An 18,064-nucleotide genomic window follows, 5' to 3' on the forward strand; every position below is an offset into this window, starting at 1 on the left:
GCGCTCACCAACATGCGCCACGAGGTCATTCCGTTAGGAGTTCTCAGTCCTGCCACGGGCGACCCCGAACTACCGTGGGACAACCGCGATGACTGTCAGTACGACGGCGAGCCCTGGCCATGCAATGACCTGCTCGACCTCGCGTCACCTTACGGCGATCACCCTGACCACCCCCGACGCCCCTGAGATCGAGATCGTTTACGGAACAGCCCTTACCCACGGCGGCGCCCCGCGTTCTACAGGATCCCAATCACGGATTGGTGTAAATTTTCGATTTTGAATCATGGCAGATTTTCGGTCATTCCTTACGCTTCACCCATCACACGCCATCAGTACCGTCAGAATCTGCATGGAGATGATCCGAGGCAACATCCGGCATGACCTAGGGGGATTTAAAGTTGAGCGAAGTTTTCGATTTCCCTGTGCTCGCAGTATCTGCCCTCACGCAAGCGTTCGGATTCCTCTACGGCCGGGCTGCGGCGGTCTTGGATCGCCGGGCAGCGCGCCGCGAGGGTTCGGAGCATGGCGAGCCGGAGCCGGTCCCCGCGGTCGTGGTAGGCGACCCCGGGCCGCTGACGTTCGACGACTCGGCCCTGACGCCGGAACGTATCCAGCGGCTCGAAATGCTGACCGAGATCCTGGGCACGTACAACGAGCACCGGGAGCTGATCCGGGCTGACGACGGACGACTGATGGGCAACCTGGGCGGCCTGCGCTCCACCTTGGAGGCCATCGAGGGGCGCCGGCTGACGTTCCACGGAGAGAGCCGTCCGACGAGTGGAGTTCGGATCGAGCAGGAGCTCGACGACGTTCACGGCAGCGCGACGGCACTGAAGGCGCGGCGTGTAGCCGGTACGGCCGATGTGGGGATTCACCAGAAGGTCAAGACTGTCCATCCGGGTTCGGAAATCGTCGGAGCCGAGATCGAGGAACTCGGATGATGCTCAAGGTAGGCATTCCTGACCGCACAGGAAACTGCGCTGGAGAGTTACATGAATTCGAGTGAGCCCGGGGAATACACGAATCTCCCGGACGGGGAGAGCCCTGAGGTCGAGACGCCAAAGATCCCACGGCCCGCAGAGCACGTGGCGGATACAATCGGGGCAGACGGGCAACTGCCCGGCGTGGAGCAGGTCCTGGCACTGGCCCGAGCCGTTGCGGATCTCAGACAGGAGGCTCTGTTCAATTTCGGTGAGATGACGGGGGTGAAACTCACTGCGGTCCTGGGGCAGATGCTGGAGCACTCCGAACTTCCTGACGCCTACCTTGACACGGTACGGGCTGTGTTCGCGCCGCCAGAGGGCTACGGGGAGACGCTCGACCGGTTCGCCAGGTCGGGGGCGACACTCGTGCTCCTGCGTGAACCGGGCGCGGGAAGGTCGTTCATCGCACAGGCTCTGCTCGCCGACTTACGGAAGATCACAAAGGCACGGGTCGGACCGTTGAGCTTCGGGGGGACGGACCGGTTCCCGGTCCATCGGCTGCCAGTAGAAGAGAACACCGGATATCTGCTGGAACTCCCAGCGGATGAAGAGAAGTTTGCTGTCGCGGACGACTTCGGCGCGACTCTGGGAAAGATTCAGTCCATCTTGGCCGGCCGGGAATCTCAGCTAGTCGTTTTGACCACCCCTGAGCAGTGGGCCCGTATCGGCCGCGGTGCACCGCCCGGCGTAGTTCCACCGTTGAAACTACCCAAACCCGAGAAGATCGCCGCCTCGTGGCTCAGAGCCGAGGCTCCCTCACTGGATGTCTCCAGGTGGGTAGGCGAGCAAAGGATCAAGGACCTTCTTCAAGGCCAGGGGCCTTCTGGCGCCTTGGAGGTGGTCAGCCTGATCGTCAAGGCCACCCAGCCCCCACACACGGGGGAATCGAGCGGCGAAGAAGCGTTCTCTCGGCAAGTTGACGCTGTCGTGTCGGCGCGCAAGAGCTGGCGCTCCCAGTTGCTGGAGTGGCATAGCCGGGAGGGGCGGACCAGTTTCCAACGGAACTTCCTGCTGACGGCGGCCATGTTCAGGAACGCTCCAGTAGCGCATGTGTACGCCCAGACGGCCCTGCTGGCCAAATATCTGGCCAAGGCCGAGGCGGTGAATCTCTCGGGGCAGGGGGCGCCGGGAGTGATCGAAATGGTCCACTCGATCGAGGCGGAACTAACAGACGACGACACAGTCCAGTTCTCCAAGCCTGGTTGGGACGACGCTGCCCTCAGCTACTTCTGGATCGACCGACCGATGGCGCGCAACGGCTTTCTGCGCTGGATGGCAAAGGCCCCCACAGCAAAGGCGACGTCGCTCCTGGAAACTTTCACGTCGGAGGACCGCCTGCTGCTCGCCAACCGGGTCGGGGCGTTTGCGGTGCGGTGGGCTGTGCGTCATGAGAAGCCCAAGCCGCTGGAGGAAGTCGTCCTGGCGTGGCACAAGGATCTCCTCCTATGGCCGACAGCCGTTGACCTCGTTTCAGCAGCTGCGCTCCATCCAACCATGGGCCGTTTCCTGCACGAGGTACTCCTGTCCTGGTCAAAGAACACCAGCGAAGATGGTGCGGCCCTACAGAAGCTGGCGGTGGAGGTATGCGCCGGTGAATTCGGCCGACGGCACACCGGAAAGGCACTCCGGCGACTTCGGCATGCGGCGGAGACCGTTCACGACGACGTCCGGGCTTCCCTGGACGCCGCGGTCCGCAATCTGTGGGACGACGCCGCAGTCCGGTCGACGCTGTTCAGCTCGGTCGTGGAGTGGTGCTCGCAGGATCCGTCCCGGGCGGAAGCCGGCCGCCGCTGCTTCCTCGCGCTGGCAACGCTCCGATCGCAGGCCGAGGCCAAGCTGCCCGCTCTGTTGAGCCCTGGTGAAGGCGATGCGGAGTTCTCCACTGACGACCTGACCGCAGGATGGCGTGCTCTGCTGGACCCGGCCGCTCCAGAGGACGGCTTGGCCGAGGCAGTCGGCCAGTGGATGGATGCCGCAGCCGAGCATGCGGAGCAGCGGCCCGTCGTCTTCCACGTGCTGCGCGGCGCAGTGGACACAGAGGGCCGGGCCGGAGGAAGTCACCCCCGTCACCGGCTGCGCGACTTGTTGTATCTGTGGCAGCCGGTCCCGTCGGTTACCGAGGACTCCGAGCGTGTGCGTCTGCGTCACGAACTGGTCGATCTCCTCGAACACGACCGCAGGCGGTCGGTCGTCCTGTACCGCCCCGCTCGCGCCGGAAGTGGCGGGCAGCCGGCATGAAGCTGTTTCGGTGGGGGCTCCGCAATCAGCCGCCAGAGCTGTTCGAGGACCGGGTGACCAGCTCGCAGCCGAACCTGGAGTTCACCGTGGCGTTCCGGGTCGAGTGGCGTGTGCCTCGCGCGACGCCCTCTTCGCGCATTCCTGTCGGGCAAGCGGGCCGCACGGTCCGGGGCTTGGTGGAGCAGGTTGCCGAGCGTCACAGTGTGCTGCGGCCTGCTGCGGCCGAACAGGAGATCAACCATCTGCTCAAGCACGACTTGCCGCTCAGGACGCCCGAGCTTGAGGTGAGCTGGGCATATGTGGATGTGACCGTCGACGAAGATACCCGCCTGTACGCGGAACAGGTCGCGCAGGCGGGGCGTGAGCTGGAACTCGATGCCCTGGCGAGGCGGCAGACCCAGGCCCGCATGCAGTTCATGCGCGAGGAGGTCCTCCACTCCCCCGCTTCCGCACGGATCTTTCTGATGCTGGAGAACTCGTCCCGTCTGGGCATGCTCCCTCCGGGAACGGATGTCGATGGCGTGATCCGGGAGATCCAGCAGTGGGCTCCGCAATCACGGTGGGTCGTCATCGCCCAACTCCTCCACGCCTTCGTCAACCGGCTCTCCGACGCCGACGCCGACGATCTCCTCGGCACCCTGCGATCGCTGTTCACCGACTACGGCGCACCGGACCTGGCCGAGCAAGTCCCCACGCCCACAGCCTCCCCCAACCAGGGGCCAGGCTCCCCGGAGCGAGATGGGCAGCACCGATGACTCCGGCCGTGTGGCGGGCACTGTTGGCAACCCCGGACCAGCTGGCGGGCCTGGCTCCTGTCCGCGACCAGCGGCGGCAGCATCTCGTTCGACGTCGCCTGGCGTCAGACCCGCGTGCTTACCCATCCGGACGAGGCCAGGTGGCAGGGCACCAGGGCACCACTCGCTGTCTGAAAGGATCGACTACCTGCGCTCGCTCGCCGAGCTGCTCCAGGACTGGGGCAAGGCGGTCGTCGACCCACTCTCCCCATCAGCCGACGGCGACGAGCTGATCGCCGACTTGGCCCGCCGCGCTCGCGGGGCCTCGTACAAGGTGGCCCAGTGCGCGCTGCTCACCGCCTGCGGCTACCAGCCTCGACTGGCTCGACGCGATACTCGCCCTACTCCACGCCCTGAGTCCGGTGCCGGCGGCGGCCGAACCCTCCACCTGACTACCCGTCAATAAAGTCAGCAAAAGGCCGGCATCGATCCGATTAAACCCTGTCACACGCTCCCGAACACGGGACTCGACAGGCCTCCCGGCCGAGTCCGGCGGACCCCCGGCTCCGGAGCCCAGGGCGAGCGGAAAACCAGGGGTCTGGGTACGACGGCCGCCAGCCGGAGCACGACCGCCCAATCACACGTTCACCCAGGTCAGCGCACTCGACCGCGCGGCTTCAAGGGGGTCTTCGGCAAGGCTGGAGCAGGCAGCCGGGCGCCGTCGTAGCCGTGCACTTCGCCGAACCGCATGCCTTCCTCCCAGTCCTTTCGCGCCTGTACGATCTCATCACCGGATCGGCCGACGAAGTTCCACCACATGACCAGCTCCTCCTCGAACGGCTCGCCGCCGAGGAGCATCAGGCCCGCGTCGGAGGCGGCGCGCAGCGGGAGTTCGGTGCGGCCGCAGCCGAGGTAGAGCATGGAGCCGGGCAGCACGGGGACGTCGTCGACGTGGGCCTCGCCGGACATGGCGAGGACCGCGTACTCGAAGTCGGGGTCGAGCGGGAGGCGGGTCTCGGTGCCGGCGGCGAGGGTGAGGTCGGCGCCGGTGATCGGGGTGTACGCGGTGCCCGGGGAGACCGCGCCGTCGAGTTCACCGAGGATGACCGTGGCGGTCAGGCCGGGGGCCGTGACCTTCGGGAGTTCGGCGTGGTGCTGGAAGTGCGGTGTGACGTGGCGGTGGGCGTCGGGAAGGGCGACCCAGAGCTGGGCTCCGTGCAGGAAGCGGGCGTGCGGGCGGGGGCTCTCCTCGGAGTGGGAGATCGCCCGGCCGGAGGTCATGAGGCCCAGCTCGCGCGGACGGATGGTCTGCAGGCTGCCGGTGGAGTCGCGGTGCAGCACCTCGCCCTCGTGCAGCCAGCTGACGGTCTGCAGACCCATGTGGGGGTGCGGCGGGACCTGCATGCCGGGCTCGTCGGCGATGTCGTCGGGGCCGTAGTGATCGACGAAGGCCCAGGCGCCGACCATGCGGCGGCCCAGGTTGGGGAGCAGTCGGCGGACCTCGGTGGATTCGCCGAGCTGGACGTGGCGGGGGCTGAGGAGTTCCCGTACCGGTTCGGCGACCACGAAGCCCCGGCCGCCGCAGACCTGGAGCGCGGCCTGGCGATCAAGATTGCTCATGGGCTCAACCTATTCCCGCCCGGGGCGGGGCACCGGGTGGACCGCACCGGAATCTTAGTGGAATGTTCAACCACATCCGCGTGTTGTTCGGGCCGACGGCGGGAGGACCGCCGGGGATGGAAAGGACGAGGCACAGTGAGCGACGAGACGTACTTCGAGTTCGGCACCGCGGCCGACCAGTGGGACCGCGCGCAGCTGTTCTTCGAGGCGAAGGAATACCTGACGGCCGTCCGCATCCTGCGCGGCCTGGTCGCCGAGCACCCCGAACTGACGGCCCAGCGCCTCCTGCTCGCCCGCGCCTACTACCACTCCGCCCAGCTCGGCCGCGCCGAGGAGGAGCTGCGCGTCATCCTTGAGCGCGACCCCGTCGAGCACTACGCCCGCCTGATGCTCGGCCGCACCCTGGAGCGGCAGGGCCGCAGCGACGAGGCCGCGCCGCATCTGCGGCTCGCCGCCGCCATGGCCGGTGAGCTGCCGGAGTGACACGGCACACCTCCGCGTGACCGCGAGGTGACATAGAGCGATTCCTGCCGGGTACCCGCACGGGGTATCCGGTAGGGTCGTCTCCGAAGGAGGTGGAAGCCGTGCATCCGGTACCTCGGAGGCGTACGCGTACACGAGCGGGCAGCGCCCTGGCGCATCTGCTCCTCGTCGGCGTGCTCGCACTCGGCGTGTTCGTGATGCACACGGTCGGCCACCCGAAGGACGCGATGCCCGGCGGCATGGCGGACGGTACGACGATGACCGCCGCCGTCCCCGCACCCGCACCTGCCCCCGCCCACGACGGCACCGCCCCCGCCTCGGCGCATGGTTCCCCGCACGCGTCCCCCGTGCACGACCCCGGTTCCCACTCGGGTTCCGGGATGGACATGACCACGCTGTGCGTGGCCGTCCTGGGCGCCTGGCTGCTGGCCGCGCTGCTCCGGGCCGTCCTCGCCCGCCGGCACGGTCGCGGCACCGCGCCGCTCGCCCGGCGGCGGACCGTACGCGTCCCGCACGCCCCGCCGCCGCGGCCGCCCGACCTCGCCGTCCTGTCGGTTCTCCGTACCTAGGCCGTACCGCCTCGCGGGCGCTTCGCGCTGCCCGCGGACGCGCACGACCGATCCCGTACCGAGACCGACACACACGAGGTGTGACCCATGCGTGCTTTCACGACCTTCAAGAACCGCACCGCCGCCCGCCGGCTCGCGCTGGCCGGTGGCGTCACCGCCGCCGCGCTGCTGCTCGCCGCCTGCGGCGGCGCCGACACGTCCGACGACGCCATGAGCGGCATGGACCACGGCGGCAAGACGTCCGCGGCCGCATCCCCCGCCGCCGGCGGCTTCAACGACGCGGACGTGATGTTCGCGCAGATGATGATCCCGCACCACGAGCAGGCCCTGGAGATGGCGAAGCTCGCCGACGGGCGGGCGGCGGACGCCGAGGTGAAGAAGCTCGTCGAGGACATCAAGAAGGCCCAGGACCCGGAGATCCAGAAGATGAAGTCCTGGCTCAAGACCTGGAACAAGCCGGAGGCGATGGCCGGCGGCGGCCACAGCATGGCCGGGATGATGTCCGAGCAGGACATGAAGGACCTGGCCGCGACCAAGGGCAAGGCCTTCGACCGCAAGTTCGCCGAGCTGATGATCGCCCACCACGAGGGTGCGGTGGACATGGCCAAGACGGAGCAGACGGGCGGCAGCGACGCCGAGGCCAAGAAGGTGGCCGACGACGTCGTGCGCACCCAGGCGGCCGAGATCGCCCAGCTGAAGAAGATCCTCGAGCGGCTCTGACCTGCTCCTCGGCCCGGCCCCGGCGGTCCCGTACGTCTCGTACGTCTCGTACGTCTCGTACGGGACCGCCGTTCCCTCGTACCTCTGGAACCACACCCCCATGAAGCGTCAGCGCACCCTTCCGGCCGTCTCGGCCCTCCTCGTTCTCTCCCTTTCTCTCGTTCTCACCTCCTGCGGCACCGCGACGGACACCGGCTCCGGTTCCCGTTCCGGTTCCGGTTCCGATGACGCGGCGAGCTCCGCCGACGGGCTGAGTCACATCCATGGCGTCGGCACCGCGGGCGGCGCCCTCTACGTGGCCACGCACAAGGGCGTGTACACGCCCGGCCCGGGCGGGCAGGCCCGGCTCGTCGGCGACCGGCAGGACGACTTCATGGGCTTCGCCGTGACCGCGCGGGGCACCTTCCTCGCCAGCGGTCACCCGGCGCCCGGCAGCGACGCCCCCGCCGATCTCGGTCTGATCGAGTCCACCGACCGGGGAGCCTCCTGGACCACCAAGTCCCTCGCCGGAAAGGTCGATTTCCACGCGCTCGACACCGCACGGAGCACGTCTCGTGGTGCGGAGGACGCGGCCGTCTTCGGCTACGACGCCACCCACGGCCTGCTGCGCGCGAGCCGGGACGGCGTCGCCTGGGAGGACCGGGCCGCCCTGCGCGCGCTCGACATCGCCGTCTCCCCCGGCGGCCCTTCCTCCACGGCCGACCGGGCCACCGTGCTCGCGACCACCGAACAGGGCGTGGTACGCAGCACGGACGGCGGCCGCACCTTCGGCGCGCCGCTGTCGCCGCAGGTCGTCGCGTACGTCTCCTGGGCCGCGCCGGACGCGTTGTTCGGCGTCGACCCGGCGGGCGTGCTGCTGCGCAGCGGTGACGCGGGAACAACCTGGAGCCGGGTGTCGACCGTGCCGGGCGGGGCGCCGCAGGCGCTGACCGCCGTCGACGCCCGCCGGATCCTCGCGGCCACTCAGGACGGGGTGTACGAGTCGGCCGACGGCGGCGCCACGTTCACCCGGCGCATGACCGTGACGACGAGCGCCAACGGTCACTGACGGGGCGTGCCGGCACTGACAGGGCATGACGGGGCAGCGCATGGACTGTTCGGCGCATCTTCGTCATCCGTCCGCCGGTGGGGGCTCCCACGGCTTCGGCTCCACCGGTGTGAACGGCCAGTCGGGGGCGTCGGGGTGACGGCTCGTCTGGTCGGCGTACCAGAGGATCTGTTCGGCGTGCAGCGCCGGGCGGGAGAACCGGGCGAGGGGCGGGTGTCGCGCGGCGACCTCCTGAGCCAGCAGCAGGGCCACCGTCGCGTCCGCCGCGGGGTCGCCGGGGTGGTCGAGGGGGACGCCGTACCAGTCGGCGACGGCCCGCAGGGAGCGGCCGCCCGGCCTGTAGCGGTCGGCGTGCCGGTCCAGGACGAGGGGGTCGCAGATCGGGGCCACGCCGGTCGTGAGGCGCTCGGCGAGCGGGGCGAGACCATGGCGGACGAGTTCGGCGTGCAGGGTCGACAGGACGTGCGGGGCGAACCAGACGACGAGGAGCTCCCCGGCGGCCAGCGGGGCGGCGGCATGGTCGGCGAGGTCGTCGAGCGCGGCCGGGGAAAGGGCGTCGGCGCCGGGGTCCGCCCGCCAGTCGCGGGCGGTGCCGTCGCTCCCGTACAGCGCCGCGGAGTGGATCCGGTCCACGGCCGGGCGGTTCCCGGTGGCCCCGATGTCCAGGGACAGCAGGGGCCGCCGGTGCCAGCCCGGGTGGTCGCCGCGCGGGGGCGGGCCGGGGGTGGGGGCGTGCGCGGGGTGGTACACCTCCCAGCTCTTCGGGCCGTGCCGCAGCAGCCCGGTGCCGGCCGGAACCGGGCCGCCGCAGCGGGCGCAGGTCGCGTCGTACGCGTTGGTCCGCTCCCCCGCCCGCTCCCCCGCCCGCTCCCCCGCCCCCTCACCGGCCCGTTCCGCCGCCCCTCCTTCCACCTGTTCCCCGGCCCGCTCCCCGGGGCTCACGGCCGGCCGGCCCCGTCCCGGTACGCCTCAAGGAGCCGCAGCCAGATCTCGCTCAGCGTCGGATAGGACGGGACGGCGTGCCAGAGCCGGGCGATCGGCACCTGGCCGACGACCGCGATGGTGGCCGCGTGGACGAGTTCGCCCGTACCGGGACCGACGAAGGTGACGCCGAGGAGGGTCTCGCTGTCCGGATCCACGATCATGCGCACGTGTCCCCGGTAGCCCTGGGCGTAGAGCCCGGCGCCGGCGACCGCCGTGAGGTCGAGGTCGACGGCCCGGACCTCGCGCCCGGCGGCTTCGGCCTCGGCCAGCGAGATCCCGACGGCGCCCGCCTCGGGGTCCGTGAACACCACCTGCGGTACGGCCGCGTGGTCGGCGGTCGCCGCGTACGGGCTCCACGGACCGGCGTCCCCGATCCCCGCCCCTGCTCCCTCCCCCGTTCCGTCCGCCGCGCGGGCGGCGATGGCGGCGCCCGCGATCCGCGCCTGGTACTTGCCCTGGTGGGTGAGCAGCGCGCGGTGGTTGACGTCTCCGACGGCGTAGAGCCAGTCGTGGCCGGTGACGCGCAGGCTGTCGTCCACGTCGAGCCAGCCGCCGGGCGTCAGGCCGACCGTCTCCAGGCCGATGTCCTCGGTACGCGGCCGGCGCCCGGTCGCGAACAGGACCTCGTCGCCCATGACCTGCTCGCCGTCGTCCAGGACGACCGTGACCGGTCCGCTGCTCCCGTCCCGTACGACGGCCGCGACGTTGACCCCGGTCCGGACGTCGGCGCCGCGTTCGATGAGAGCGGCGGCGACGTGCTCGCCGACGAAGGGTTCCATCCGGGGCAGCAGGCCCGCACCCCGGACCAGCACGGTCACCCGCGCGCCCAGCGCCTGCCAGGCGGTCGCCATCTCGGCCGCGACCACCCCGCCGCCGACCACGATCAGCCGGTCGGGCACCCGGCCGGAGCTGGTCGCCTCCCGGCTCGTCCAGGGCCGGGCGCCGTCCAGTCCGGGCAGGTCGGGCAGGGCGGCGCGGCTGCCGGTGCAGACCGCGACCGCGTGCCGGGCGGTCAGCACATGACGGTCGCCCTCGGTTCCCTGGACGGTGACGCGGCGCGGGCCGTCGAGGCGGCCGTGGCCGCGGTAGAGGTCGGCGCCGATGGACTTCACCCAGTCCGCCTGGCCGTCGTCCTGCCAGTCGCCGACGATCGCGTCGCGGTGGGCGAGGACCTCGTGGGCCTCGAGGGGGCCGGCGACCTGGCCGCGCAGCCCCGGCACCTGGAGCGCCTCGGAGCGGGCGATGGCCGGGCGGAGCAGCGCCTTGCTGGGCATGCAGGCCCAGTAGGAGCATTCGCCGCCGACCAGCTCGCTCTCCACGATGGCCGTGGTGAGCCCGGCGGCGCGGGCCCGGTCGGCCACGTTCTCGCCGACGGGTCCCGCGCCCAGGACCACCAGGTCGTACATCCGTTCGTTCATCTGTCCGTGTACGTCTGGTGCTTCGTGTGCTTCTCGTGCTTCATGTGCTCCGTGCGCTTCGGGTCCGCTGTGGTCCGCCACTCCAGTCATGGGGACAGTCTGCTGGGGACGAGGCGGAATAGAGACACCCGCTACGCCGTTGAGCGTGACGAGTCCCCCCGAGGGACGGTGGAGGACGGCGTACCCGACGCTGCACCAGGAAAGGCAGGAAGCATGAGCACGGTTGAGCTCACCAAGGACAACTTCGACGAGATCGTGAGTGACAACGATTTCGTTCTGATCGACTTCTGGGCTTCCTGGTGCGGTCCGTGCCGTCAGTTCGGTCCCGTGTTCGAGGCGGCCTCCGAGCGTCACCAGGATCTGGTCTTCGCCAAGGTGGACACCGAGGCGCAGCAGGAGCTGGCGGCGGCCTTCGAGATCCGCTCGATCCCGACTCTGATGATCGTCCGGGACAAGGTGGCGATCTTCGCGCAGCCCGGCGCGCTGCCGGAGGCCGCGCTGGAGGATGTCATCGGCCAGGCCCGCAAGCTGGACATGGACGAGGTCCGCAAGTCCGTCGCCGACCAGCAGGCCGGTGCCGCGCAGGAGAAGTAACCCGCGTGTGACGAAGGGCGGCCCGGGAGAACCGGGCCGCCTTTTTCGTACGCGTGGGAGCGGCCGGGGCGTACGCGGCCGGGCCGAAGGGCTCAGCCGAAGGGCACACCCGGCCGGAGCTCGGCCGGGGCTCGGCCGGGGCTCGGCCGGGGCTCAGCGCTCCAGGACCAACGCGAGGCCCTGGCCGACGCCGATGCAGAGCGCGGCGAGGCCCGTACCCGAGCCGGCCGCCGCGAGCTGGTGGGCGACCGCGCCGGTGAGCCGGGCGCCCGAGGCGCCGAGCGGGTGGCCGATCGCGATGGCGCCACCGCGCGGGTTGACCCGGGCCGGGTCCAGCTCCGGCCACTCGGCCAGGCAGCCGAGGGCCTGGGCGGCGAACGCCTCGTTCAGCTCGAAGGTGGTCAGGTCGGCGAAGCCCCGCCCGGCCTTGTCCAGCGCGCGGCGCACCGCCTCCACCGGGCCGAGCCCGAAGAGCTGCGGCTCGACGCCGGTGACGGCGGAGGCCCGGATCCGGGCGAGGGGCTCGCGTCCGGTCTCGCGCAGTCCGGCCTCGTCGACCAGCAGCAGCGCCGCGGCCCCGTCGTTGAGCGGGGAGGCGTTGCCGGCTGTGACGGTGCCGTCGGGGCGGAAGGAGGGCTTGAGCTTGGCCAGGGCCTCCGGCGAGGTGGTGTCGCGGATGCACTCGTCGCGGACCAGGTCCACGCCCTCGTACGGGACGACCTCCCCGTCGTACAGCCCCTCGGCCCACGCCGCGGCGGCCTTGCGGTGGCTGGCGAGGGCGAAGGCGTCCTGCTCCTCGCGGCCGATGGCGTGCTTGTCGGCGACGAGTTCGGCGCCCTCGCCCAGGGGGACGGTCCACTCGGCGGGCATCCGCGGGTTGGTCATCCGCCAGCCGAGGGTCGTGGAGTGCAACTGCTGGTGACCGGCCGGAAAGGCCCGCTCCGGCTTCTGCAGCACCCACGGGGCGCGGGACATCGACTCGACGCCGCCGGCGATGGCCACCGAGGCGTCGCCGACGGCGATCGCGCGGGCCGCCTGGATCACCGCTTCCATGCCGGAGCCGCACAGGCGGTTGACGGTCACGCCGGGGACGGTCGTGGGCAGTCCGGCGAGCAGGACGGCCATCCGGGCCACGTCGCGGTTGTCCTCGCCGGCGCCGTTGGCGTCGCCGAAGTAGACGTCGTCGACGAGGGCCGGGTCGAGGGCGGGCGTACGCCGGACGAGGGAGCGGACGACATGGGTGGCCAGATCGTCGGGGCGGACCGAGGAGAGCGCGCCGCCGAACTTGCCGATCGGGGTACGGACGGCGTCGACGATGTAGACGTCGCGGATGCTCATCGGTTCTCTCCCAGGCCTTCGTCCGGACGGCCGGGCGGACGAGCCGGACCGGCCGGACGGGGCGGGCGTGTCCCGATCCACGGCCGTCGTCGCGCCGTACGATCTTCGTCCCCGTCGCGCCCGAGTCTCCCGCCCGACCGTTCGTTCTGTCAACGGCCCGGCCGGCCGGCCCTCCCCGGCTCCAGCTCCCTGACCAGCGCCGTCAGGCCGTAGTCCAGCTCCCGTCCGTCCACGAGCAGCGCCTCCACGGTGCGCGTGCCGGGGTCGATGTCGGCGACCAGGCCATGGCCCTCGTAGATCGGGTAGCCGGACTCGCCGGTGTGTCCGGTGGCCTCGACGACCGCCGTACGGACGGCGCTGTTCTCCACGGAGGCGCCGCCGCGGTCCTCGACGTGCTCGGGCACCAGCAGGATCTCGAACCGCAGAGGGTGCGCGCTCCGGGGGTGCGGGCGCTTGGCGTGAGTGCTCATGGGACCGACGCTAAGCCGGTCGGGCGGTCGCCGCCCGGCTCGACTCGCGGGGCCGTGCCGCGCACCGGGGAGCGGGACCGCCCAGGCCCCGCCCCCGGATCGCGCCCCACACCCTTCCGTGCCGCTCCCCCGCCCGCCCCTCTTCCCGGCACTCCCCCGACCATCCCGTTCCGGAGCGCCGCATCCCGGTCCGTACCCTCCGGCGCCTGCCGTACGGTGGGCACATGGGCGACGCTTCGATGGTGGGAATGCTCGGCCGGGTCACCGGCACTGTCGGCCCCGGCCTCGTCGGCGAGGTGATGGTCCGGATCCGGGGCGGCGCCGAGCACTTCCTCGCGTATCCGGCCGCGGGCGACGGCCGGATCGAGGTCGGGACGGTCGTCGTGGTCGTGGAACATCTCCCTCCGCGCACGGTCTATGTCACAGCCGCGTACGACAGTTGACCGATCCATTGAGCGCGGGGCGCGGCAAGAGCAGACTCCCCCTCACCGGAACCGCACGGCTCCGGTGAAGGGGGACCTTGCCCATGAGCCTCGGGATTCTGGCGGGCGCCATCGGTGGCGCCGTCGTCGTTCTGATCGCTCTGTTCAAACTGATGTGGCGCGTCGCCGAGCCCAACGAGGCGCTGATCATCTCCGGTTCGAACCACAAGACGGAGGGCCTCGGCGACGGCATGGGGTTCCGGATCGTCACCGGACGGGGCACGCTCGTCACGCCCGGCGTCCAGGCGGTGCGGAAACTGTCGCTCGACCTCAACGAGACCCAGCTGTCGGTGGAATGCGTCACGCACCAGGGCATCCCGCTGAAGGTGCGGGGCGTCGTGATCTTCAAGGTGGGTGACGACTACGTGTCGATCGCCAACGCCGCCCGCCGTTTCCTCGACCAGCAGAAGCTGATGTCGGAGCGGGTGCACATCGTCTTCGCCGGTCATCTCCGCGCCATCGTCGGCGGGTTGACGGTCGAGGACATGATCCGGGATCGGGAGAAGCTGACCGGGCAGGCCCGTTCGGCCTGTGGCACGGAGATGGAGAAACTGGGCCTGATCGTGGACTCGTTGCAGATCCACGAGATCGAGGACCCGACCGGGTACATCACGAACCTGGCCGCGCCGCACGCGGCGGCCGTCCAGCGTGACGCCCGGATCGCACAGGCGGAGGCCAACCAGCGGGCGACCGAGGCCGAACAGCAGGCCGCGGCACGGATGTCGGAGGCGACCCGCGACAGCGAGATCCTCCAGGCCGGCTACCAGGCCGAACGCGACCGGGCCGGGGCGAAGGCCCGGCAGGCCGGTCCGCTGGCCGACGCCGCGGCACGCCAGGAGGTCGTGGTCGAGGAGACCCGGATCGCCGAACTGGAGGCCCACCGCAAGGAACAGCAGCTCCAGGCGTCGGTCCGCAAGCCGGCCGACGCCAAGGCGTACGAGAAGCGGACGCTGGCGGCCGCCGAACGCGACGCGCGCATCCTGGGCGCCGAGGCCGAGGCGAAGAAGACCGAACTGGCCAGCGCGGCGATGGCGACGGCCACCCGGGTGACCGGTGAGGCCGAGGCGGCCGCGGCGCATGCCAAGGGCCTCGCGGTCGCCGAGGCGACCCGGGCGAAGGGTCTGGCCGAAGCCGAGGCGATCAAGGCCCGGGCGGCGGCCCTCGCGGAGAACCAGGAGGCCGTGGTCGCCCAGCAACTCGCCGAGAAATGGCCGGAGATCGTGGAGGCGGGCGCGTCGGCGTTCGGCAACGTCGATCAGATGGTGCTGCTCAACGGCGCGGACGGGATGGCGGAGACGTTCGCCAAGGCGCTCACGATGGGCGGTACGGGGCTCGGTCTGGCCCGGCAGCTCCTCGCGAACCTGAGCCCGGGCGCACGGCCGGACGGCATGACGCCGGACACCGCGAAACCTGCGGCCGCCCCGGCGACGGGGATCAGAGAGGAGATCACGGTCGGGGACGACGTCTCCTGACCCGAGGGCGCGGGGTGCGGGCGCCGGTGCGTCGTCGCCGTCACACCCGCACCCGCGCTCGCCCGGTAGGACCGGTCAATCGGGCTCCGGCCCGGGCCGGCCGCTCGGTACGAGGGCGGGAGGCCGTGCGGTCCTCGCTCCGGCTCCCGCCCTCGTACCGCCCCTGGCTCACTTCTCCGTGCCCACCGTGTACTTGATGTCAGGCCGGTTGGTCGTCGCCCCGTCGAGCTTGAGCGCGCGCGCCAGGCGTACCCGGTCCTGATCGTTGACCACCCAGCCGACGACCCGCATCTTCGCCTTGTGCGCCTGCTCGACCGTCTCGAGCGTGAGCCGTTCGATGTTGAGCACCAGCTCGGTCGCGCCCACGGCCTGCGCGCGCTTCACCACGTCCGCCTGGTCCTTGTCGGCGACGAGCGCGGTCCGCACCCCCGGCACCAGGGCACGAACCTCCGCCAGGGCCTCGTCGTGGAAGGAGCTCACCTCGACGCGCCCGGTCAGATGACGTGCGTTCAGCACCTTCGCCAGGGCCCGGGCCGCGCGGACGTCCTTGATCTCGGCCTGGATCGGCGTCTTGACGACGTCCACGACCTCCTCGAAGACGGACACCCGCTCGCCCTCGCCGGCGTCGAGCTCGCGCAGCTCCGCGATGGTCTTCCCGGAGACCGGACCGGTGCCGTCCGTCGTGCGGTCGACGGTGGCGTCGTGCATGACGACGAGCGCGCCGTCCTTGCTGAGATGGAGGTCGAGCTCGATGAGGTCCAGACCCGCCTTCTCCGCCTCCTTGAAGGAACGCAGGGTGTTCTCGGGTGCGGTGTCCATGACCCCGCGGTGTCCGACGGTGAACGGAGTCGGGAGCTTCGGCCCGTCCGTACCGTCCTGAATGGCCGGAACCGCCGATGCAGCGGCGCCCGGGCCGGTACCCGCGTCGGCGGACGGCTCGGACGCACCGCACCCGGTGAGCCCGGTCGCCAGGACCACGGCCAGCACGGTGGCCGCGGCCCCGGCAGCGGAACCATGGATTCGCATATCCCCCCCAGGGATGTTCGTGTCGTCGGCCGCCATTATCGCGTCGCCGCCACGGCCCATCGACCACCTCTCGCCCCGCCTCTCGCCCCCTCTCCCTGATGCCCCTACGGCACCCCGACACCACCGTGGGACACCATGAGTTGACGGTTCGTCAAGGACGGGACCGGCCGCCTCACCGCGCGGTCGCGGACGTATCCACCAGAACGACACACGTCCGTATCGGCGAGACGGAACAGGGTAAACCCGCGATATCCCCGCACATGACCGAACCATCGAGGAATCGAGATCAATCCGCCAGCGAGACCGAAAAACTCCACCGGAACAGACATTCACCGGAAGCATTCAAACCGATTCACCGCGTGATACACGTCACGAAACGCACTCAGGGGTTGTCGGGATTCTGCCCGATTTCTGAATTGGACGCGCCGGCGGAGCCCCGGCTTCAATAAGGGAATTGAACCGCAGGGGGGCGACGACGCATTTCTCTTGCCCATAGTCGAACTCCGAGGCCGCGCCGAAGCCGCACCGCGCGAGGGCCGGTGTCCCGTGCGCCGCGGTCCTCCCCCGGTGCCCTCGTTCTCGGTCTCGGCCGCGACGGCACGGGCGGCCTTCCGGCACGCGGGACGTCCGGAGTACGGAGCTCGACTCGGCGTAAGGGAAGACGGGCCACGGTCCGCCGGCTGTCGGGAGCGCGTCCTGACCGCGATCAGGACGGTACCGGCAGGCGCGTCGCGGCTCGCCCCGGTGGTGCGACACGGCGCCGCCGTGTCCCGCCACCCCACCGGGCCTGGGTCGGGAAGACACGAGCGGAAGAGATGGGGGTCGTGATGCCACAGCAGTCACGACAGGGGTTCAGCAGGCGTCAGATGCTGGCCATTTTCACCGGGGTGGCGGCCGGCTGCGCGCTGCCCCTCGGCGCGATCGGGTCCGGCACGGCGTACGCGGCGGGCGAGCCGGGCGGCGCGGAGCTGCCCGAGGGGTCCAACCTTCCGGACACCGACCGCGGCAAGGTGGTCTGGGCCTACAGATCGGGCGGCCGGGCCGTCCGCGCCGCGGCGGCCGCGGCACTGGTGGGCAGCGCGGCGGACGTGACGACGTTCCTCGGGCAGACGCTGCCCGTGGCCCGGGCCGAGGACAACCGGTTCACGCTCGCCAAGTCCCTGGTCACGGCGGGCAAGGCGACGCGTGACGGCATCGGCGGGGCGTTGTCCGGCGGGGACGCGGCGGTCCAGTCCTTCCTGAACGGCGGTTTCCAGGACGCGGTGCGGGAGGATCTCCGGGTGGCCGTGTCCACGGTCATGGCCAACGGCGAGCGGGGCGTGCAGCGTGCGGGATCGACCGCGCTGGACGCCGAGTCGACCTTCGCGTTGCGTGCCTTCCTCAGCGGCGGTCGGTTCACCGCCCAGGCGGAGGACGAGAGCGTCGAGGTGACGAACATCCTCGTGACGGCGTCTCCGCAGGTGTACACGTACGCGCAGCGGGCCCTGGACGACGGGTCGGCGCGGGCGATCAGCTGGTTCCTGGAGACGGGTCAGTTCATCGCCCGGGCGCGTGACGAGGAAACCGCGACGATCGAGCAGCTGGTCAAGGTCGTGGAGGCGGAGGGCCGCCGCGCCGGCCGGAAGACCGACGAGGCCGTCGAGCTGTCCGCCCAGGCGGTCGAGGCGGCCGAGAAGGCGAAGGCCGCGGCGCTGGAGGCCAAGGCCGAGGCCCAGGCCGCCCAGCAGGATGTCGCGCGCTCGGCCAAGGCGGCGGGCAAGGCCGCGCAGGCCGCGAAGGGCGCGGCCGCCGCGGCTGGGGAGACTTGTGACCGGTCCGCACCGTTCAGTTCCCAGCCTCCTCGATCTGCGGACGCCTTCCGGTCGCCCGCTCCCGTACTGAGGCC

The 18,064-nt window shown here is 70.9% G+C and carries 17 protein-coding genes; 11 read left to right on the plus strand and 6 right to left on the minus strand.

The features are described from left to right. The first annotated feature begins 398 nt into the window (after window positions 1–398). From ABZ693_RS04470 to ABZ693_RS04480, 3 genes are all read left to right on the plus strand, one after another. A complete protein-coding gene (locus tag ABZ693_RS04470; RefSeq protein WP_359873226.1) occupies window positions 399–941 on the plus strand; it encodes a hypothetical protein in 543 nt (180 codons plus the stop codon). Between the two features lie 183 nt (window positions 942–1,124). Beyond that, on the plus strand, window positions 1,125–3,221 hold the full coding sequence (locus tag ABZ693_RS04475; RefSeq protein ID WP_359873228.1) for a hypothetical protein: 2,097 nt from the start codon (window positions 1,125–1,127) through the stop codon (window positions 3,219–3,221). Next, window positions 3,218–3,976 (plus strand): hypothetical protein, encoded by a 759-nt coding sequence (locus ABZ693_RS04480; protein WP_359873230.1) that lies wholly within the window; start codon window positions 3,218–3,220, stop codon window positions 3,974–3,976. Before ABZ693_RS04475 ends, ABZ693_RS04480 begins: the two co-directional genes overlap by 4 nt. A gap of 633 nt (window positions 3,977–4,609) precedes the next feature. Here ABZ693_RS04480 and ABZ693_RS04485 read toward each other — a convergent pair. Next, entirely contained in the window at window positions 4,610–5,575 is a 966-nt protein-coding gene (locus ABZ693_RS04485; protein ID WP_359873233.1) for a pirin family protein, read from the minus strand. A gap of 135 nt (window positions 5,576–5,710) precedes the next feature. On the opposite strand from ABZ693_RS04485, the gene ABZ693_RS04490 reads away from it, so the two are divergent. The 4 genes from ABZ693_RS04490 to ABZ693_RS04505 all read left to right on the plus strand — a co-directional run bounded on the left by ABZ693_RS04490 (window position 5,711) and on the right by ABZ693_RS04505 (window position 8,395). After that, window positions 5,711–6,058 (plus strand): tetratricopeptide repeat protein, encoded by a 348-nt coding sequence (locus ABZ693_RS04490; RefSeq protein WP_359873235.1) that lies wholly within the window; start codon window positions 5,711–5,713, stop codon window positions 6,056–6,058. Window positions 6,059–6,159: 101 nt separating this feature from the next. Beyond that, on the plus strand, window positions 6,160–6,627 hold the full coding sequence (locus tag ABZ693_RS04495; protein ID WP_359873237.1) for a DUF6153 family protein: 468 nt from the start codon (window positions 6,160–6,162) through the stop codon (window positions 6,625–6,627). A gap of 87 nt (window positions 6,628–6,714) precedes the next feature. Beyond that, window positions 6,715–7,347 (plus strand): DUF305 domain-containing protein, encoded by a 633-nt coding sequence (locus tag ABZ693_RS04500; RefSeq protein WP_359873239.1) that lies wholly within the window; start codon window positions 6,715–6,717, stop codon window positions 7,345–7,347. Window positions 7,348–7,447: 100 nt separating this feature from the next. Next, window positions 7,448–8,395, plus strand: coding sequence for a F510_1955 family glycosylhydrolase (locus tag ABZ693_RS04505; protein ID WP_359873241.1), 948 nt, complete (start codon window positions 7,448–7,450; stop codon window positions 8,393–8,395). Window positions 8,396–8,458: 63 nt separating this feature from the next. Here ABZ693_RS04505 and ABZ693_RS04510 read toward each other — a convergent pair whose 3' ends face one another. Together ABZ693_RS04510 and ABZ693_RS04515 are read right to left on the minus strand one after the other, a co-directional pair. Beyond that, on the minus strand, window positions 8,459–9,337 hold the full coding sequence (locus ABZ693_RS04510; protein ID WP_359873243.1) for a 3'-5' exonuclease family protein: 879 nt from the start codon (window positions 9,335–9,337) through the stop codon (window positions 8,459–8,461). Further along, window positions 9,334–10,797 carry a dihydrolipoyl dehydrogenase family protein gene (locus tag ABZ693_RS04515; protein WP_359873245.1) on the minus strand — a complete coding sequence of 488 codons (1,464 nt, stop codon included), beginning with the start codon at window positions 10,795–10,797 and terminating at the stop codon, window positions 9,334–9,336. Before ABZ693_RS04515 ends, ABZ693_RS04510 begins: the two co-directional genes overlap by 4 nt. A gap of 213 nt (window positions 10,798–11,010) precedes the next feature. On the opposite strand from ABZ693_RS04515, the gene trxA reads away from it, so the two are divergent. Further along, complete coding sequence (gene trxA, locus ABZ693_RS04520) at window positions 11,011–11,391, plus strand: thioredoxin (RefSeq protein ID WP_359873247.1); 381 nt, start codon at window positions 11,011–11,013, stop codon at window positions 11,389–11,391. Window positions 11,392–11,544: 153 nt separating this feature from the next. Here trxA and ABZ693_RS04525 read toward each other — a convergent pair whose 3' ends face one another. Continuing rightward, entirely contained in the window at window positions 11,545–12,729 is a 1,185-nt protein-coding gene (locus ABZ693_RS04525) for a thiolase family protein (RefSeq protein WP_359873249.1), read from the minus strand. Between the two features lie 149 nt (window positions 12,730–12,878). Continuing rightward, window positions 12,879–13,199 (minus strand): hypothetical protein, encoded by a 321-nt coding sequence (locus ABZ693_RS04530; RefSeq protein ID WP_359873251.1) that lies wholly within the window; start codon window positions 13,197–13,199, stop codon window positions 12,879–12,881. Window positions 13,200–13,423: 224 nt separating this feature from the next. On the opposite strand from ABZ693_RS04530, the gene ABZ693_RS04535 reads away from it, so the two are divergent. Next, a complete protein-coding gene (locus ABZ693_RS04535; protein ID WP_359873253.1) occupies window positions 13,424–13,642 on the plus strand; it encodes an NfeD C-terminal domain-containing protein in 219 nt (72 codons plus the stop codon). An 83-nt stretch (window positions 13,643–13,725) separates the two neighbouring features. Beyond that, complete coding sequence (locus tag ABZ693_RS04540) at window positions 13,726–15,153, plus strand: flotillin family protein (RefSeq protein ID WP_359873255.1); 1,428 nt, start codon at window positions 13,726–13,728, stop codon at window positions 15,151–15,153. Between the two features lie 168 nt (window positions 15,154–15,321). Here the strand turns inward: ABZ693_RS04540 and ABZ693_RS04545 are convergent, their stop codons facing one another. Continuing rightward, on the minus strand, window positions 15,322–15,972 hold the full coding sequence (locus ABZ693_RS04545) for a glycerophosphodiester phosphodiesterase (protein ID WP_359873257.1): 651 nt from the start codon (window positions 15,970–15,972) through the stop codon (window positions 15,322–15,324). Window positions 15,973–17,045: 1,073 nt separating this feature from the next. Between ABZ693_RS04545 and ABZ693_RS04550 the strand changes: the two genes are divergently transcribed. Further along, window positions 17,046–18,064: ALF repeat-containing protein (locus ABZ693_RS04550; RefSeq protein ID WP_359873259.1), on the plus strand; the 1,019-nt coding region annotated here is incomplete at its 3' end.

Origin of the sequence: Streptomyces laurentii (genome assembly GCF_040635425.1) — a bacterium.
In the GTDB taxonomy this organism is placed as follows: domain Bacteria; phylum Actinomycetota; class Actinomycetes; order Streptomycetales; family Streptomycetaceae; genus Streptomyces; species Streptomyces laurentii.

Coding starts and splice junctions, on each gene's coding strand:
- ABZ693_RS04480 (WP_359873230.1), top strand. CDS start 3,218: ATGAAGCTGTTTCGGTGGGGGCTCCGCAATCAGCCGCCAGAGCTGTTC.
- ABZ693_RS04485 (WP_359873233.1), bottom strand. CDS start 5,575: ATGAGCAATCTTGATCGCCAGGCCGCGCTCCAGGTCTGCGGCGGCCGG.
- ABZ693_RS04500 (WP_359873239.1), top strand. CDS start 6,715: ATGCGTGCTTTCACGACCTTCAAGAACCGCACCGCCGCCCGCCGGCTC.
- ABZ693_RS04505 (WP_359873241.1), top strand. CDS start 7,448: ATGAAGCGTCAGCGCACCCTTCCGGCCGTCTCGGCCCTCCTCGTTCTC.
- ABZ693_RS04515 (WP_359873245.1), bottom strand. CDS start 10,797: ATGAACGAACGGATGTACGACCTGGTGGTCCTGGGCGCGGGACCCGTC.
- trxA (WP_359873247.1), top strand. CDS start 11,011: ATGAGCACGGTTGAGCTCACCAAGGACAACTTCGACGAGATCGTGAGT.
- ABZ693_RS04525 (WP_359873249.1), bottom strand. CDS start 12,729: ATGAGCATCCGCGACGTCTACATCGTCGACGCCGTCCGTACCCCGATC.
- ABZ693_RS04530 (WP_359873251.1), bottom strand. CDS start 13,199: ATGAGCACTCACGCCAAGCGCCCGCACCCCCGGAGCGCGCACCCTCTG.
- ABZ693_RS04535 (WP_359873253.1), top strand. CDS start 13,424: ATGGGCGACGCTTCGATGGTGGGAATGCTCGGCCGGGTCACCGGCACT.
- ABZ693_RS04540 (WP_359873255.1), top strand. CDS start 13,726: ATGAGCCTCGGGATTCTGGCGGGCGCCATCGGTGGCGCCGTCGTCGTT.
- ABZ693_RS04545 (WP_359873257.1), bottom strand. CDS start 15,972: ATGGACACCGCACCCGAGAACACCCTGCGTTCCTTCAAGGAGGCGGAG.